Below are 17,113 nucleotides of genomic sequence, written 5' to 3'. Positions count from 1 at the left end.
GCAACCCCGTGCCACCGAAAGACCCGAATGTTCCGCAGAACCCTGCTCTCCACCGCCCTGTCCTTCGCCGTCCTGACGGCCCATGCCGCCGAGCCGCTCAAGCTCGAGGTGTACAACCCCGGCGCCAAGTCGATGTTCCCGGTGTCCTCCGAACTGGTCATGGGCCAGAGCGAGGCCGTGCTGGTCGACGCGCAGTTCCAGCGCAACGACGCCGAGGCGCTGGTGCAGAAGATCAAGGCCAGCGGCAAGAAGCTGACCACGGTCTACATCAGCCACAGCGACCCCGACTACTACTTCGGCCTCGACGTGATCCAGGTCGCATTTCCCGACGCGAAGATCGTCGCCACGCCGCAGACCGTGGCCGCCATCCAGGCCTCCAAGGACGGCAAGCTCGCGCACTGGGGCCCGATCCTGAAGGACAACGCGCCCAAGGCGCTGGTCGTGCCCGAGCCGCTGGCCGGCGACAGCATCGCGCTCGAAGGCCGCAAGATCCAGGTCGTCGGCCTCGACGGCCCCACGCCCGAACGCAGCTTCGCGTGGATTCCCTCGCTCAAGGCGGTGGTCGGCGGCATCCCGGTCTCGGCCAACATCCATGTGTGGGTGGCCGACACGCAAACGCCCGCCTCGCGCCGCGACTGGATCAAGACGCTCGGCCGCATCGAGGCGCTGCACCCGAAGACCGTGGTGCCGGGCCACTACCTTCCGAATCCGGACGGCAGCGCACCCTATGCGCTCGCCGCGGTGAAGTTCACGCGCGCCTACCTGCAGGCCTTCGAGACCGAGGCGAAGAAGGCCAAGGACTCGGCCGCGCTGATCTCCGCGATGAGGAAGCGCTACCCGAAGCTCGAAGGCACCTCGTCGCTCGAACTGGGCGCCAAGGTCATCAAGGGAGAAATGAAATGGCCGCAGTGAACGACGGCAGCACCACGACGCTGCACTACATCTTCGATCCGATGTGCGGCTGGTGCTATGCAGCCGCGCCGCTGGTCGAGGCGGCGCGCGACGTGCCAGGTCTCAGGGTCGCCTTCCACGGCGGCGGCATGATGACCGGCGCCAACCGGCGCGCGATCACGCCGCAGTGGCGCGAGTACGTGATGCCGCACGACCGCCGCATCGCCGAGCTCACGGGCCAGCCCTTCGGCGAGGCCTACTTCGAGGGCCTGCTGCGCGACACCGGCGCGGTGATGGACTCCGAGCCGCCGACCACCGCGGTGCTCGCCGCCGAGGCGCTGCGCGAAGGCGGCGGCCTCGACATGATCCATCGGCTGCAGCGCGCCCACTATGTCGAAGGGCGGCGCGTTGCCGATGCGGATGTGCTTGCGGCGTTGGCAGCGGAGCTCGGCTTCGATGCAGGCGCCTTCGCATCGGCCTACTCGCGCCTTGCCGGCGAAGCGACCTTTGAGCACATCGCCGCGAGCCGCCGGCTGCTGCAGCGCGCGGGCGGCCGGGGCTTTCCGACCTTTGTGCTGGCGCAGGCCGACGGCAGCGCGAGCCGCATCGAGATCGGTCCCTGGCTCGGCCGTACCGAAGAATGGAAGGCGCAGCTCGCCAGGCTCGTGGCGCCCTTGCCTGCAACGGCGGCGGCTGGCGCCGGCCCGACCGCATGCGGGCCCGACGGCTGCGCAATCTGAGAGGCTGTTCAGCCCCGCCGCGCTACCTGCTGCACTGGAAACTGGCGGCCTGCGACACATCGCCGCCCGCGTAGCGCGGCCACAGCGGCCACGCGCACAGCGGGCGCGCACGCACGACCTTGAATGGCGGCTGCACTTCCTGTTCGACCAGCTGCAGCCCGCTCGGTGCACGGCCGCGCTCGACCCAGTCGGCCAGCGCGCCGAGCATGTCGACGTTGGCTGGCGCACCGCTGCCCACATGGTCAACGCCGGGCGCGGTGTAGAGGCGCAGGAAGCGGTCCGTGTTGTCGCGGCCCATGCGGGCGACAACCGATTCGTAGTAGCGGATGCCTGCGAACGGGCTCTGCGCATAGTCGGCCATGTGCTCGAGCATCAGCAGCTTGCCGCCGCGCGCGTGGAAAGTGCTCAGGTCGGGGTTCGTCGAATCCATCAGCTGCGACACGGCGGCAATGCGCGCGGCGTGGTCCTCGGCGCGGTAGCTGCGCACGTCGAGCGAAGGATTGCGCGCATAGAAATACTGCAGCGCGCCGCTGCCGTAGAACCACGCGATGCCGTTGCTCGGCTGCGGCGGCACGGTCGGCGCGCTGGTGCCCGTCCACCATGCATTCCATCCGCCCGTCGACGCGAAAGCCGGCGTCGCCTCGCCGCCGATGCCCCAGCCCGGGTACTCGGTGACGCCATGGGCCAGCGGCACGGGCGAGCGCCATGGCGAGCGCAAGGTGCGAACCGCCTGCACCTGCGCATCGCTCAGGCAGTTGTCGCCGCTCGTGCCCGCCGCGCAGCGCAGGCTCGCCGGATCGAAGCGCTGCAGGCAGGCCACCGGGTTCGACACGATGCGGTCTGCCGCGCCGTCCGCGGCGTCGCACGATGCGAGCACGGCGTTGTGCACCAGCTGCACCTGCGCGGGCCGCAGCCACCCTTCGCCGAAGGTGGCAATGCCGTTGCGCGTGCCGGCGTGCTGAAGCCCCGTCCAGTTGATGACCGGCACGCGGCTGAAGATGCCGTCGAAGTCCTGCGGATAGCGCTGCGCCATCGTCAGCGCCTCGCGCCCGCCTTCGGAGCTGCCCATGAAGTACAGCTTCTGCGGCGCCTGCCCGTAGGCGCGCTGCATCAGTGCCACGGCCACGTCGCGCACCTTCTTGTACGAGGCGTGCGCAAAATTCACCAGCGCCTCGTCGTTGAGCGCAAAAGCCTGCGGCGGCTGGCCCTACAAGTTCTGATGGCCGGAGTCGGTGCCGTAGGTCACGTAGCCCTGCGCCAGTGGCGTCGGCTGGTCGAAGCGCGCGGCCGGCACCAGCGCAAGGCCGGTGATCAGCGTGCCGTTGAAGCCACCGCCGCCGTACTGCACGCTGCGCCCGTTCCACGCCAGCGGCAGGTTGACCTGGAACAGGATGGGCGGTGCCGCGGCGTCAAGCGGCGCGATGCGCCCGAGCAGTCGGCAATGCGCGGGCGTTGCCGGTGTGATGCGCGCGGCAGGGCTGCCGCCGCGCTCGGCGACGGCGAGCGCGGCAGCAGGAACGAGCGTGGCCGAATCGATCGTTGCCGCGCCGCTCGGCAGGCCGATGGCCGCGGGTGCGACCGGGACGGCGCCAAGGGCCGCACAGGCCGCCGCCGGATCGGCGCCGAGGCCGAGGCTCTTCGGACCGGTGGTGCTGCAAGCGGAGAGCAATGCGGCGGCCGCCAGCATGGCGCCCCCGTTGAACACTGTCGTCGGGATCGCCATTTGCCTGTCTCCTTATTGTTCGCCGGGCCGCTAGCGCGCCACGCCCAGCAGCCGGTCCAGCACCTCGGGCTGCGCGCGCAGCGCGGCCGCCTTGTCGGTATGCACGATGGTCCCGTGGTCGAGCACCACGGCTTCATCGGAAATCGCGAGGATCGCCTGCGGATGCTGCTCCACGATGATCGCGGCCAAGCCCTCGTCCTGCGTGATGCGGCGGATCGCGCGCAGCAGCTCTTCCACGATGATCGGCGCCAGCCCTTCGAGCGGTTCGTCGAGCAGCAGCAGCTTCGGGTTCAGCACCAGCGCGCGGCCCACGGCCAGCATCTGCTGCTCGCCGCCCGAGAGCTGGGTGCCGAGGTTGGTCTTGCGCTCGGCCAGGCGCGGGAACATCTCGTAGACGCGCTGCGGGTTCCATTTTCCTGGCCGCTCCACCGCCGTGAGGTTCTCGTGCACCGTGAGCGACTTGAAGATGTTGCGCTCCTGCGGCACCCAGCCGATGCCGGCCGCCGCGCGCTGGTGCGGCGCGAGCTTGTGCAGCGCCAGGCCGCCGAGCGAGATGCTCCCGCCGTGCTGCCGCGTCGCACCCGCCAGCGTGTTGATCAGCGTGGTCTTGCCCGTGCCGTTGCGGCCCAGCAGCGCCAGCGTCTGGCCTTCGCCGAGCGCGAACGCCACGTCGTGCAGCACCACGGCCTCGCCGTAGCCGGCGCTCAGGTTCTCGATGCGCAGCAGCTCAGACATGAACGGCTTCTCCATGGCCCAGATAGACCTCTTTCACCTTCGGATCGTTGGCGATGGTTTCGGGATCGCCTTCGGTCAGCAAGGTGCCGTTGACCAGCACCGTCATGCGGTCGGCAAAGCTGAACACCAGGTCCATGTCGTGCTCGATCAGCAGCACCGACACATCGGCCGGCAATGCGGCCACGGTCTGCAGCAGCTCCTCGCGCTCGCCGGCGGGCACGCCCGCCACGGGCTCGTCGAGCAGCAGCACGCGCGGCTCGCAGGCCAGTGCAATCGCAATCTCCAGCAGGCGGCGCTTGCCGTAGGCCATGAACTTCGTCTGCTGCTGCGCCACGTCGCCAAGGTGGAACTGCTCGAGCAGCTGCGCCGCGCGCTCCGTCACCGCCTTGCTCGCTCCCAGCGGGCGCCACCATTGCGACGCGATACCCTGGTGCTGCGAGACCACGAGCGCCAGCGTTTCCAGCGGCGTCATCGAGTCGAACAGCTGGTTGATCTGGAAGGTGCGCACCAGGCCGCGCGCCACGCGCTTGTGCGGCGCGAGCGCGGTGATGTCTTCGCCGAGCAGCGAGATGCGGCCTTCCGTGGGCACGAGCACGCCTGTCAGCAGGTTGATGAGCGTGGTCTTGCCGGCGCCGTTGGGGCCGATCAGCGCATGGCGCGCGCCGCGCTTGAGTTCCATCGTGACGTTGTTGGTGGCCGTGATGCCGCCGAAGCGCATCACCAGGCCTTGCGTCGAAAGCACGGTCTCGGTCATGCGGCACCGCCCTTCTTCTTGCCGAGCCAGGTCCACGGCTTGAGCACGCGGTCGCGTCCCACGAGCACCAGCAGCACCAGCAGGAGGCCGATCCAGAACATCCAGTATTGCGGCGTCACGGCCGAGAGCCAGTTCTGCAGCAGCTTGAAGACGATGGCGCCCGCCACGCCGCCATAGAGCCAGCCCACGCCGCCGATCACCAGCATCAGCAGCACGTCGGCCGAGCGGTCGAAGGCCAGCACGTCGAGCGAGGCAAAGCCCGTGGTCTGCGCCAGCAGCGCGCCCGCGGCACCGGCAATGCCGGCCGCCACGGTGTAGATGACGACGACCCGCGACACCACCGGAATGCCGATGGCCATGGCGCGCAGCCGGTTGTCGCGGATCGCCTTGAGGGTGGCGCCGAAGGGCGAATGCACGATGCGGCGCATCACCAGGAACAGCAGCAGCATCACCGTCAGCGAATACCAGGCCGCGGTGCGGCCGTAGAGGTCGAACGCGAACAGGCCGAGCACCGGCCCCATCACCACGCCCTGCAGGCCGTCGGCGCCGCCGGTGAGCCAGTCGAGCTTGTTGGCGAGTTCGAGCAACAGCAGCGCGGTGCCCAGCGTGACCATCAGCCGCGTCAGGTCGCTGCCGCGCAGGATCGTCACGCTGGCCACCAGGCCGAGCAGGGCCGACAGCGCGGTGGCCACCACCAGCCCCACGGTCGGGTCCGGCATCACGAGCTTGGCGAACAGCGCCGCGGCATAGGCGCCGAAGCCGAAGAAGGCCGCATGGCCGAGCGAGACGATCCCGGTGTAGCCGAGGATCAGGTCGAGCGACATCGCGAACAGCGCGACGATGGCGATCTCGTTGACCAGCAGCGAATGCGAGGGCATGAGGAACGGCAGCGCGAACGCCACGGCCCACACCACGAACTCGAGCGGGCGCCAGCGCGCCTTGTGCAGCAGGGCCGATTGGTACGTCGAAGGCTCGTTCATTCAGCGGCCTCCCTTGCGCGTGAAGAGGCCCTGGGGCCGCCACATCAGGATCAGGATCATGAGCAGGTAGACGGTGAACGCGCCCATCTTCGGAATGAAGTACTTGCCCGCCACGTCGGCAATGCCGAGCAGCAGCGCGGCCGCGAGCGGCCCGGTGATCGACGAGGTGCCGCCGACCGACACCACGATCAGGAAATAGATCATGTACTTGAGCGGGAAGGTCGGGTCGAGCCCGAGGATCTCGGCGCCCAATGCACCACCGAGCCCCGCGAGCCCGGAGCCGACTGCAAAGGTCAGCAGGAACACGATGTTGACGTTGATGCCCAGTCCCGCCGCCACGCGCGGATCGTCGACCGCGGCGCGCAGCCGGCTGCCGAACCGCGTCCTCGACAGGATGAGCTGAAGCACCACCGTGAGCACGGCGCACACCGCGATGATGAAGAGGCGGTAGTGGCCCATGCCGAGCAGCAGCGCGCCGTCGCCGATCTCGGTGCGGCCGCGCAGCCACTCGGGCAGTTGCACGTTCTGCTGCGACGAGCCGACGAAGTAGTCGACCGCCGCCACCGCCATGAAGGCGAGGCCGATGGAGAACAGCACCTGGTCGAGGTGCGGCTTGCCGTACATCGGCCGGTAGAGCGTGCGTTCGAGCAGCGCCCCGGCCAGCGCCACCACGATGAATGCGAGCGGCAGGCAGGCCAGGAACGGCACGCCGAGCTTCTGCATCGCAAACACCGTGAGATACCCGCCCGCCATGGCGAAGGCGCCGTGCGCCAGGTTGATGAAGTTCATCAGCCCGAGCGTCACGGCCAGCCCCACGGCGAGCACGAAGAGCAGCATGCCGTAGGCGATGCCGTCGAAAAGAATGGTCAACATAAGCTACTCACACGCTTGCCGCGCACGGCGGCCTCTTCGGGAAACACCGCGGAACCGGCTTCGCCGGGCCGCTGGTGTTGCCCCCGGCAGGGGGTTGGCGTAGCGACACGAAGTGCGCGCAGACTGGGGGCGAGCCTTACTTCTTGCCGGGATCCTTCACACCCTTGATCACGTCGAACTCGACGTTGTAGAGCTGGCCGTCCTTCTTCTCGACCTTGCGCAGGTACACGTCCTGCACGATGTCGCGCGTCTGCGCGTCGATGTAGACCGGGCCGCGCGGGCTCTCGAAGATCTGGCCCTTCATGGCGGCCAGCAGCGCGTCGCCGCCGCCCTGCCCCTTGGTGGCCTTGAGTGCCTCGTAGATCACGCGCATGCCGTCATAGCCGCCCACGGCCATGAAGTTGGGGCGCATCTTCGGGTTGGCCTTCTGGAAGGCCTCGACGAACTTCTTGTTGGCCGGCGACGGATGCGCGGCCGAGTAGTGGTGCGAGGTGACCACGCCCAGCGCGCCCTCGCCCATGTCGTTGAGCTGGTCGTCGTCGGTCACGTCGCCGGTGGCGATCATGCGGATACCGGCCTTGTCCATGCCGCGCTCGAGGAACTGCTTCATCACGGCCGCGCCGGCGCCCGAGGGCACGAAGACGAACAGCGCGTCGGGCTTGGCGTCGCGCACCTTCTGCAGGAACGGCGCGAAGTCGGGGTTGCGCAGCGGCACGCGCAGCTTCTCGATCACCTTGCCGCCGTTGAGCTGGAAACGCTCGCTGAAGAACTTCTCGGCATCGTTGCCTGGGCCGTAGTCGGCCACCAGCGTGACCACCGTCTTCACGCCGTTCTTGGGGGCCCAGTCGCCCATGGCCACCGACACCTGCGGCAGCGTGAAGCTCGAACGCACGATGTAGGGCGAGGCCTCGGTGATGCTCGAGGTGGCCGCAGCCATCACCACCTGCGGCGTCTTCGATTGCGTGGCCAGCGGCGCGGCGGCCAGTGCGGCCGGCGTGACGCCGAAGCCCGCGATCACGTTCACCTTGTCGTTGACGATCAGTTCCTGCGCGAGGCGCTTGGTGACGTCGGGCGTGGCCACGTCGTCCTTGACGATCAGCTCGATCTTCTTGCCCGCGACGGTGTCGCCGTTCTGTGCCATGTACAGCCGGGCCGCCGCTTCGATCTGCCGGCCGGTGGAAGCCTGCTGCCCCGTCATCGGCAGGATCAGGCCGATCTTGAACTTGTTGCTGTCCTGCGCAGTGGCAAGCGACATGGAAAGCGCAAGCGCCGTGAGGCATGCGGTCTGGATGAGATGGCGTCTTTGCATGAGGTTTTCCTTGGAGGGACGGAATGCGAACCGGGGCTATTTTTCAATACTTTGCAAGATGCGGCAGAGCAGGCAATCACCTACTCCGGCGGTGGCGCTCGCCTTTGTTGCGCGATGAACAAATGAACTGCGCGATGATCGCGCAGCGCGGCAACTGGGCGCGTGCATCCATTGGCGATCGCTTTTCATCGAGGGAGCGCTCAGCCGCGCCGGCGGATCAGCTGCACGCCGGGCAGCGGGCGCTGTTCGGCAGTGGGCGCGCCGTGCAGCGCCTCGCGCAGGTTGCGCCGCGCGATGCGGCTGTGCTCGCGCATCAGCGCCTCGGCGCGCGAGCCTTCGCCGGCCTCGATGGCATCGAGCACCTGCAGGTGCTGGTCCTGCGCGATCACGAGCATGTCGCGCGCCGCAGGCGAATTGGCCTGCACGATGACGAAGCCCGAGGGCGACGCGAACGGCAGGTTGACCACGCGCTCGAGCTGCTGCGCAATGACCGGGCTGGCCGCCATTTCGCACAGCAGCGAGTGGAACTTCTCGTTGTGCGTGACGTAGCGCGAGAAAGCCGCGTCGTCCAGCGCGGGCTCGCGCAGCAGTTCGTCGATGCGCGCCAGGCAGGCGCGCGCCTCGCGCAGCACCACCGGCGCCGCACCGCGCTCGGCCGCAAGCCGCGCCACCAGGCCTTCGAGCGTGCCGCGCAGCTCGATGGCATCGGCCACGTCGCGCTCGGAAAAAGTGCGCACCGCGTAGCCGCCGTTGGGCAGGGCCTCGAGCAGGCCTTCCTGCTCGAGCCGCATGAGCGCGCTGCGCACCGGTGTGCGCGAGACGCCGAGCTGCTCGGCGATGGCCACCTCGGCAATGCGCGCGCCGCCGGGCAGTTCGCCGGCCAGGATCATTTCGCGCAGCCGCAGCTGTGCCTTCACGGCCTGCGAGCCGCCGCCGTCCGCAGGCTCGACGGTTGATGCAGTTGCGGCTTTCATGCGGTGGTGGGCGTTTTCATGAATACTGAATGTATACAAACTTCATGCTTCCGCTGTCGATGAAGCGCCAAATCAAGGGTAAATACCGATCCCACTGTACACACCGCCGTCCGTTCATGAGGCGATACGATGTCCATCGTTTTTCAGCCACGACGGAGATCACCATGTCCCAGCACGCCGCCCTGCCCGCCCGCTACGACCACGTAGGCAGTTTCCTGCGCCCCAAATATTTGCTCGAAGCGCGCGAGCAGAAGGCCAAGGGCGAGATCACGCCCGAGCAGCTGCGCAAGGTCGAAGACAAGGCCATCACCGAGATCGTCCGGTTCCAGGAAGACATCGGCCTCAAGAGCATCACCGACGGCGAATTCCGCCGCACCTACTTCCACATCGACTTCCTCGACCAGCTCGGCGGCGTGAAGACCGACATTCCGGTCACCATCCGCCGGCCCGACGGCACCGAGGAACTCGCGCCGCCTGCGATGCGCGTGATCGACAAAGTGCGGCACGTGAAAGACATCCAGCTTGCCGACTTCCAGTACCTGAAGAGCCAGGTCTCGGCCGGCCGCACGCCCAAGGTCACGATTCCGTCGCCGACCATGCTGCACTTCCGCGGCGGCCGCGCCGGCATCAGCAAGGAGGCCTACCCCGAGCTCGACCCGGTGTTCTACGACGATGTGGCCAAGGCCTATGGCGACGAACTGCGCTCGCTCGCGGCCGCCGGCTGCACCTACGTGCAGATGGACGACACCAACCTGGCCTACCTCTGCGACGAGCACATGCGCGAAGCCGCCCGCAAGCGCGGCGACGACCCGAACGAACTGCCGCACCGCTATGCCGCCTTCATCAACAAGGTGGTGGCGCAGAAGCCGCCGGGCATGCTGCTGGCCATGCACCTGTGCCGCGGCAACTTCAAGAGCACCCACGCCGCGGCCGGCAACTACGAGCCGGTGGCCGAGGCGCTGCTCAAGGAGATGGACCTCGACGCCTACTTCATGGAATACGACGACGCCCGCTCGGGCGACTTCAAGCCGCTGCGCTACCTGCCCAAGGGCAAGACCGTGGTGCTGGGCCTCGTGACCACCAAGTTCGGCGAGATGGAAGACAAGGACGAGCTCAAGCGCCGCATCGAGGATGCCGCCAAGTACGCGCCGCTCGAGCAGCTCGCGCTGTCGCCGCAGTGCGGCTTCTCGAGCACGGTGCACGGCAACAACATCGCGGTGGAAGCGCAGCGCGCCAAGCTGCGCCTGGTGATCGAAACCGCGCAGGAGGTCTGGGGCTCGACCTGAGGCGCCTTTCATGGTGAAGTCGGGGGCATGAAGACCCAGATCTATTCCGCCCCCCTCAGCATGTTCGGCGCCAAGGTGCAGATTGCCGCGCTCGAAAAAGGCCTCGATTTCGAACTGGTGATGGTGCCGTTCACCAAGGACGACACCTACGAGCCCAAGCACCCCGAGGTGCTGCGCGTCAACCCCGTGAAGCAGCAGGTGCCGATCCTGATCGACGGCGAAGTCGAGCTGTTCGACTCGACGCAGATCTTCGAGTACCTCGAAGACCGGTATCCGACCCCTGCGCTGTGGCCCCGGGGCATCGCCGAACGGGCCCGCGCGCGGCAGCTCGAGCAGAAGTCGGATGAAGTCTTCTTCCCGAACGTGATCCGGCTCTTCGGCCTGCAGCACGACATGCAGAGCGCGCCCGCCGTGGCGGCCTGCGCCGCCTGCGCGCGCTACTACGGGGAAATGGAAGGCCTGCTGGCCTCGCGCGAGTACCTGGCGGGGCCCTACTCCTTCGCCGACATTGCCTTCTACATGGCGCATGTCTTCGCCGACCGCAAGGGCGCCGGCATGACCGGTGCCACGCCGCGGCTCGTGGCCTGGCGCGGCCGCGTGGGCGAGCGGCCCGCGGTGCGCGCGGTGGTCGATCCCATGATGCGCTTCCTGGCCTCCGAGGGGCGCGGCGTGCCCGCCTTCCTGCAGCGCTGAGCGGCGCGGACCCGTCCTCGGGCATCATCGCCACATGCCGAATTCCGCATTCGACTGGCTCCCCTCCCCGTCCCAGCATTTCCTCGTCGTCACCTTTGCGCTGCTGGTCTATGTGCTGACCACGCGCGCGCGCCGCGAGCAGCGCGCACCCACCACGGCCATTGCCTGGGTCATGGGGCTGGCGCTGATGCCCTACCTCATCCTGCCGATGTACCTGCTGTTCGGCCAGCGCAAGCTGCGCCCGGCCGGCTCGCCGCGGCCGGTGCGCACGGCCGCGCGCGGGCACTGGGCCGCCGACCTCATCGAGAGCTTCGGCCTGGCGCCGCCCGGGCGCTGCGAGATCCGGCTGCATGCCGACGGCGACGCCGCGCGCGAGGCGCTGTGGCAGGTGATCGACGGCGCGCGCGAGCGCATCGACGTGTGCACCTTCATCATCGGCGACGACGCGCTGGGCCATGCCGTGATCGAACGGCTGGCGCTGCGCGCGCGCGAAGGCATCAAGGTGCGCGTGCTGCTCGACGGCTTCGGCGCGCTGACCCTGCCGCGCCGCCACATCCGGCTGCTGCGCGCGGCCGGCGGCGAGATCGCCGTGTTCCGCCCTTTCTTCAGCCTGCGCCGCATCGGGCCGCGCAACCTGCGCAACCACCGCAAGTTCACCATTGCCGACGACCGCTGGCTGTGGTCGGGCGGGCGCAACCTCGCGGGCGAATACTTCACCGGCAGCGACGCGCACCCCGACGCCTGGCACGATCTTTCGTTCGACCTGCGCGGCAGCGTGGCCGCCGCGGCGGCGCGCCAGTTCGACCACGACTGGAGTTCGGTGCGCGGACGCAAGGCACGCGCCATCACGGCCGACGACGTGGCGGAAAGCCCGGGCAGCGCCATGGCGCAGTTCCTGCCGAGCGGCCCCGACCAGACCGAGGACACCGCCCATGCGCTCTTGATCGACGCCTGCTTTCGCGCCGAGCACCGCGTGCTCGCCGTCACGCCCTACTTCGTGCCCGGCGACGGGCTGCGCGATGCGCTGCGGCTGGCCGCCCGGCGCGGCGTGCAGGTGACCATCGCGATGCCCGCGCAGTCGAACCACCGCCTGGCCGACTTCGTGCGCGCACGCGCCATGCGCGATCTGGCGCGCGCGGGCGTGAGCTTTCGCATGCTGCCCTTCATGGCCCACGCCAAGGCCGTGGTGGTCGACGACGAGCTGGCCATGTGCGGCTCGATCAACCTCGACCTGCGCAGCCTGCTGCTCAACCACGAGGCGGCCGTGGTGTTCTACGGCCCGCGCGAGATCGACTGGCTGGCCGAATGGATCGAGGCCATCGCCTCCGCCGGCGAACCCTACCGCGCGCGGCGGCCGGGCCTCGCGCGCGACGTGGCCGAAGGCCTGCTGCTCACCGTCGCCTTCCAGCTCTAGCGGGCGCCGCGGCCGCAGCCGTGCCCGCCTCCTTCGCGATGGCATCGAGGCCGGCGAACACGTAGCGCATCAGGTCGTCCGCCAGGCCCTCGGCATCCTTCAGCGCCGGCAGCACCTTGCTGGCCAGGTCCTTGGGGGCCACCGTCATCACGATGCAGGGCAGCACCGCGAACAGCAGGCCGCGCTGCACCGAGGGATGGTCCTCGGGCAGGCCCATGATGCCGCCGATCAGGCCGCGGATCAGCCGGGCCTTGGGCAGCACCGCCTGGCGGATCAGCGCGGGCAGCGCCGGAGAAGGCGACAGCGCCTCGCGCAGCACCACGCGGAACCCCCAGGGCGCCTTGGGCTGGCTGCCCATCTCGACCAGGTGCGTGAGAAACGCGCGCAGCTTCTGCCGCGGATCGCCGGCCTCGCTGGCCAGGCTGACCAACTCGTCCATGCTCACGAGCTGGCGGTGCGCCTCGATCAGCACGGCCTCGTAGAGCCCGTCGCGGCTGCCGAAGTGGTAGTTGACGGCCGCCATGTTGGTGCCGGCGCGCGTGCAGATCTCCTTGCTGGTGCTCTCGGCGAAGCCGCGCTCGGCGAACAGCTGGCCCGCGGTTTCGAGGATATGCAGGCGCGTGGTGCTGCCGTCGGTGCGCTGGACGCGCGCCGCGCCCTCGCGCGCAGCGGGGGGTCGGGTGGTGGAAGAGCGTGTCGCCATGCGCCAAGGTTAATCGAATCGAAAAAATACTTCAAATTCAAATTTCAATTTGATAACATCCGGCGAACACCCGTATGGAGGCCGGCAGGAACCCGCCCATGAACAAGAAACCCCTCATTGCCGCGGCCGCCGTGGCGCTGGCCGCCGCGGCCGGCGGCTGGTGGTACTTCAGCCGCTCGGCCGCGCCGTCCGACCAGCTCGTGCTGTACGGCAATGTCGACGTGCGCCAGGTCTCGCTCGCCTTCAACGCCAGCGAGCGCGTGGCCGAACTCACCGTGCGCGAAGGCGACCATGTGCGCGCCGGCCAGGTATTGGGCCGGCTCGACACGCGCTCGCTCGTGCTGCGCGTGGCGCAGTCGCAGGCGCGCATCGGCGTGCAGGAGCAGGCGCTGCTGCGCCTGAAGACCGGCAGCCGCCCCGAGGAACTGGCGCAGGCCGGCGCCCAGGTGGCCGCGGCACGGGCCGATGCCGACCTGGCGCAGCAGCAGCTCGCACGCCTGCAGTCCATCGGCCAGACCACCGCCGGACGCGCCGTGAGCCAGCAGGACCTGGACAGCGCCCAGGCCCGCCGCAAGGTGGCGCTCGCGCAGCTGGACAACGCGCGCAAGGCGCAGCAACTCGCGGTGGCCGGCCCGCGCAAGGAAGACATCGCGCAGGCGCAGGCCCAGCTCGAATCCGCGCGCGCCGACCTCGCGCTCATGAACCACCAGCTGGCCGAAGCCGAACTCAAGTCGCCCATCGACGCCGTGGTGCGCGCCCGCCTGCTCGAGCCCGGCGACATGGCTTCGCCGCAGCGCCCGGCCTTCACGCTGGCCATCACCGATCCCAAGTGGGTGCGCGCCTATGTGGCCGAACCCGACCTCGGCCGCGTGCGGCCCGGCCAGCCGGCCAGCGTGACGACCGACAGCCAGCCCGGCCAGCCGATCGCGGGCAAGGTGGGCTACATCTCGTCGGTGGCCGAGTTCACGCCCAAGACGGTGCAGACCGAGGAGCTGCGCAGCAGCCTGGTCTACGAGATCCGCGTGATGGTCGACGACAAGGAAGACCGGCTGCGGCTCGGCATGCCGGCGACCGTGCGGCTGCAGCTCGCTTCCTCCTCCTCTTCCACCGCCAGCGGCAAACCCTGATGCACGACGCCGGGCCCGCCGTGGCCGCACGCTCCCTGCACAAGCGCTTCGTGGCCAAGGGCTCGAAGCAGGTGGTGCGCGCGCTCGACGACGTGTCGCTCGAAGTGCCCACCGGCTCGCTCACGGCGCTGGTCGGACCCGACGGCGCCGGCAAGACCACGCTGCTGCGGCTCATGGCCGGCCTGATGCGCGCCGATGAAGGCGAACTGCGCGTGCTCGGCATCGACGTGTCGGCCGATCCGCAGGCGGTGCAGGACCGCATCAGCTACATGCCCCAGCGCTTCGGCCTCTACGACGACCTGAGCGTGCAGGAGAACCTCGACCTCTATGCCGACCTGCATGGCGTCCTGGCCGGCCAACGCCGCGAACGCTATGCGCGCCTGATGGAGATGACCGACCTTGGCCGCTTCACCGACCGCCCCGCGGGCAAGCTCTCGGGCGGCATGAAGCAGAAGCTGGGCCTCGCCTGCACGCTGGTGCGCTCGCCCGACCTGCTGCTGCTCGACGAGCCCACCGTGGGCGTCGATCCGCTCTCGCGGCGCGAGCTCTGGCAGATCGTGCAGCAGCTGGTCGACGAGGAAAAGCTCTCGGTGATCGTGAGCACCGCGTACCTCGACGAGGCCGAGCGCTGCCGCCATGTGTTCGTGCTGCAGGAGGGCCGGCTGATTGCGCAAGGCACACCGGATGAGATCCGCGGCCATGCCGAGGGCACCTGCTTCGTCGTGGCGCCGCCGGAGGGCGAGGCACCGCGCCTGATGCAGGCGCGCCTGCTCGATGCGCGGCAGCAGATCGTCGATGCCGTGCCGCAGGGCGGCGAGGTGCACTTCATCCGCCGCCCGGACGCGGACGACGCGGCACTCGAAAAGCTGCTGGCCGGCGCACGCGCCGAGCCCGTGCCGCCGCGGCTCGAAGACGGCTTCATGACGCTGCTGCGCACCCGGCAGGCGGCCGACACGAACATCGCCTCATCGGCGGCAAGCGAAGGGCTTGCACCGGCCGAAGGCGAGCCCGGCGAAGTAGTCATCGAGGTGAAGGACCTGGTGCGCCGCTTCGACGACTTCGTGGCCGTGGCCAGCACCAGCTTCTCGGTGCGGCGCGGCGAGATCTTCGGCCTGCTCGGACCCAATGGCGCCGGCAAGACCACCACCTTCCGCATGCTCTGCGGCCTCCTGCCCGCGAGCGGCGGGCAGCTGCGCGTGGCGGGTGTCGACCTGCGCCATGCGCGCGCGCAGGCCCGCCAGCGCATCGGCTACGTCTCGCAGAAGTTCGCGCTCTACGGCAACCTCACGGTGCGCGAGAACCTCTCGTTCTTCGGCGGCGCCTACGGCCTGCGCGGGCAGAAGCTGCAGGTGCGCATGGACACGGTGCTGCGGCAGTTCGGCCTCGAGCGCGAACTCGACGCGCCCAGCGGGCAGCTGCCCGGCGGCTACAGGCAGCGCCTGGCCATGGCCACGGGCCTGCTGCACGAGCCCGAGATCCTGTTCCTCGACGAGCCCACCAGCGGCGCCGATCCGCTCGCGCGCCGCGAGTTCTGGCGCCGCATCACGGCGCTGGCCGAAGGCGGCACCACCGTCGTCATCACCACCCACTTCATGGAAGAAGCCGAGTACTGCGACCGCATCGTGATCCAGGACGCCGGCAAGGTGCTGGCCATCGGCACGCCGCGCGAGGTGCGCACACAGGCACTCGACGGTGAAGACCGCGACAGGCGCATCGACATGGAGCAGGCCTTCATCGGCATCGTCGAGAAGGCGCGGCAGCAAGAAAGGAGGCAGCCATGAGCGGCTTCGGCACCCGGCTCGTCTCCCTCACGCGCAAGGAGTTCCGCCAGTTGCTGCGCGACCGCAGCAACCTGGCCATCGGCATCCTGCTGCCGATGGTGCTGATCCTGATCTTCGGCTACGGCATGTCGCTCGACGTGAAGAACGCGCCGGTGGCCGTGGTGCTCGAAGATTCTTCGCCCACCGCGCACGAGGCCATTGCCGGCCTGCAGCTCTCGCCCACCATCGCGCCCGTGCTGCTGGGCTCGATGCACGATGCCGAGGCGCTGATGCGCGAGCGCAAGGTCGACGGCATCGTGCGCGTGCCCGCCGACTTCTCGCGCGCGCTGGCCGCGGGCAATGCGCGCGTGCAGCTCATCGTGCATGGCGCCGACGCCGGGCGCGCGACCATCATCCAGGCCTACGTGAGCAGCGCGCTCGCGCAATCGGCCCTGCGCCAGGCCGACCGCGGTGCGGCAGCGCCTTTCGCCGGCCTCGTGACCGTCGAGCAGCGCATGTGGTTCAACGCCGCGAACACCAGCACCTGGTACCTGGTGCCGGGACTCATCGTGCTCATCATGACGCTGATCGGCGCGTTCCTCACCGCACTGGTGATGGCCCGCGAATGGGAGCGCGGCACGCTCGAGGCGCTGTTCGTCACGCCGGTGCGGCCGGTGGAAATACTGCTGGCCAAGATCATTCCGTACTTTGCGGTCGGCATGCTGGGCCTCGCGCTGTGCCTCCTGGCCGCGCGCTTCCTGTTCGCGGTGCCGATGGTCGGCTCGCTGTTCGCGGTGGTGCTCAGCTCCATGCTCTACCTGGTCGTGGCCGTGAGCCTGGGGCTGGTGATCTCGTCGGTCACGCGCAACCAGTTTCTCGCGAGCCAGGTGGCGCTGATCGCCACCTTCATGCCTTCGATGATGTTGTCGGGCTTTTTGTTCGACCTGCGCAACGTGCCCACCGCCGTGCGCGTGATCGGGCATGTGCTGCCGGCCACCTACTTCATGGACCTGATCAAGACGCTGTTCCTCGCGGGCGACGTCTGGCCGCTGATCTGGCGCAACTGCGCTGTCCTCGCGGCCTATGCGGTGGGCCTGCTGCTGCTTGCCCGCGTGGTCACGCGCAAGAGCCTGGATTGAAGGGGCGCCTTC

General features: G+C 69.0%; 14 protein-coding genes and 2 pseudogenes. 8 read left to right on the top strand and 8 right to left on the bottom strand.

Features of this window, described 5'->3' with window-relative positions:
* Window positions 1–27: 27 nt before the first annotated feature.
* Both ACAM54_RS09230 and ACAM54_RS09225 read left to right on the top strand, forming a co-directional pair.
* Window positions 28–909, top strand: a pseudogene (locus ACAM54_RS09230) (MBL fold metallo-hydrolase); the annotation flags it as partial.
* Complete coding sequence (locus ACAM54_RS09225; protein ID WP_369650507.1) at window positions 900–1,631, top strand: DsbA family protein; 732 nt, start codon at window positions 900–902, stop codon at window positions 1,629–1,631. The pseudogene ACAM54_RS09230 and the gene ACAM54_RS09225, both read left to right, overlap by 10 nt.
* A gap of 22 nt (window positions 1,632–1,653) precedes the next feature.
* Here ACAM54_RS09225 and ACAM54_RS09220 read toward each other — a convergent pair.
* From ACAM54_RS09220 to ACAM54_RS09190, 7 genes and pseudogenes are all read right to left on the bottom strand, one after another.
* A pseudogene (locus tag ACAM54_RS09220) lies at window positions 1,654–3,318 on the bottom strand (tannase/feruloyl esterase family alpha/beta hydrolase).
* A gap of 66 nt (window positions 3,319–3,384) precedes the next feature.
* Window positions 3,385–4,089, bottom strand: a complete 705-nt coding sequence (locus ACAM54_RS09215; protein ID WP_145745961.1) for an ABC transporter ATP-binding protein — start codon at window positions 4,087–4,089, stop codon at window positions 3,385–3,387.
* A complete protein-coding gene (locus ACAM54_RS09210) occupies window positions 4,082–4,843 on the bottom strand; it encodes an ABC transporter ATP-binding protein (RefSeq protein ID WP_369650506.1) in 762 nt (253 codons plus the stop codon). The genes ACAM54_RS09215 and ACAM54_RS09210 overlap by 8 nt, the downstream gene beginning before the upstream one ends.
* A complete protein-coding gene (locus ACAM54_RS09205) occupies window positions 4,840–5,823 on the bottom strand; it encodes a branched-chain amino acid ABC transporter permease (RefSeq protein ID WP_369650505.1) in 984 nt (327 codons plus the stop codon). Before ACAM54_RS09205 ends, ACAM54_RS09210 begins: the two co-directional genes overlap by 4 nt.
* Window positions 5,824–6,696 carry a branched-chain amino acid ABC transporter permease gene (locus tag ACAM54_RS09200; RefSeq protein ID WP_369650504.1) on the bottom strand — a complete coding sequence of 291 codons (873 nt, stop codon included), beginning with the start codon at window positions 6,694–6,696 and terminating at the stop codon, window positions 5,824–5,826.
* Between the two features lie 136 nt (window positions 6,697–6,832).
* A complete protein-coding gene (locus ACAM54_RS09195) occupies window positions 6,833–8,005 on the bottom strand; it encodes an ABC transporter substrate-binding protein (protein ID WP_369650503.1) in 1,173 nt (390 codons plus the stop codon).
* Window positions 8,006–8,205: 200 nt separating this feature from the next.
* A complete protein-coding gene (locus tag ACAM54_RS09190; protein ID WP_309934348.1) occupies window positions 8,206–8,979 on the bottom strand; it encodes a GntR family transcriptional regulator in 774 nt (257 codons plus the stop codon).
* Window positions 8,980–9,143: 164 nt separating this feature from the next.
* Between ACAM54_RS09190 and ACAM54_RS09185 the strand changes: the two genes are divergently transcribed.
* From ACAM54_RS09185 to ACAM54_RS09175, 3 genes are read left to right on the top strand one after another with little or no spacing between them, the layout of a single operon-like run.
* Window positions 9,144–10,265, top strand: a complete 1,122-nt coding sequence (locus ACAM54_RS09185; RefSeq protein ID WP_369650502.1) for a 5-methyltetrahydropteroyltriglutamate--homocysteine S-methyltransferase — start codon at window positions 9,144–9,146, stop codon at window positions 10,263–10,265.
* Between the two features lie 27 nt (window positions 10,266–10,292).
* Window positions 10,293–10,958, top strand: a complete 666-nt coding sequence (locus ACAM54_RS09180; protein ID WP_369650501.1) for a glutathione S-transferase family protein — start codon at window positions 10,293–10,295, stop codon at window positions 10,956–10,958.
* 34 nt (window positions 10,959–10,992) lie between these two features.
* Window positions 10,993–12,372 (top strand): phospholipase D-like domain-containing protein, encoded by a 1,380-nt coding sequence (locus ACAM54_RS09175; protein ID WP_369650500.1) that lies wholly within the window; start codon window positions 10,993–10,995, stop codon window positions 12,370–12,372.
* Here ACAM54_RS09175 and ACAM54_RS09170 read toward each other — a convergent pair.
* Entirely contained in the window at window positions 12,350–13,075 is a 726-nt protein-coding gene (locus ACAM54_RS09170) for a TetR/AcrR family transcriptional regulator (RefSeq protein WP_145745970.1), read from the bottom strand. The genes ACAM54_RS09175 and ACAM54_RS09170 overlap by 23 nt on opposite strands.
* Before the next feature lie 98 nt (window positions 13,076–13,173).
* Between ACAM54_RS09170 and ACAM54_RS09165 the strand changes: the two genes are divergently transcribed.
* The 3 genes from ACAM54_RS09165 to ACAM54_RS09155 are packed head-to-tail and all read left to right on the top strand — an operon-like array spanning window position 13,174 to window position 17,101.
* Window positions 13,174–14,202 (top strand): HlyD family efflux transporter periplasmic adaptor subunit, encoded by a 1,029-nt coding sequence (locus ACAM54_RS09165; protein WP_369650499.1) that lies wholly within the window; start codon window positions 13,174–13,176, stop codon window positions 14,200–14,202.
* Window positions 14,202–15,983, top strand: a complete 1,782-nt coding sequence (locus tag ACAM54_RS09160; RefSeq protein ID WP_369650498.1) for an ATP-binding cassette domain-containing protein — start codon at window positions 14,202–14,204, stop codon at window positions 15,981–15,983. The genes ACAM54_RS09165 and ACAM54_RS09160 overlap by 1 nt, the downstream gene beginning before the upstream one ends.
* Window positions 15,980–17,101, top strand: a complete 1,122-nt coding sequence (locus tag ACAM54_RS09155; RefSeq protein ID WP_145745973.1) for an ABC transporter permease — start codon at window positions 15,980–15,982, stop codon at window positions 17,099–17,101. Before ACAM54_RS09160 ends, ACAM54_RS09155 begins: the two co-directional genes overlap by 4 nt.
* The last annotated feature ends 12 nt before the right edge of the window (window positions 17,102–17,113 follow it).

Origin of the sequence: Variovorax sp. V93 (assembly GCF_041154485.1) — a bacterium.
GTDB lineage: Bacteria > Pseudomonadota > Gammaproteobacteria > Burkholderiales > Burkholderiaceae_C > Variovorax > Variovorax beijingensis_A.
Note: the sequence above shows the minus strand (reverse complement) of the source record. Positions and strands in the feature narration are given on the sequence as shown.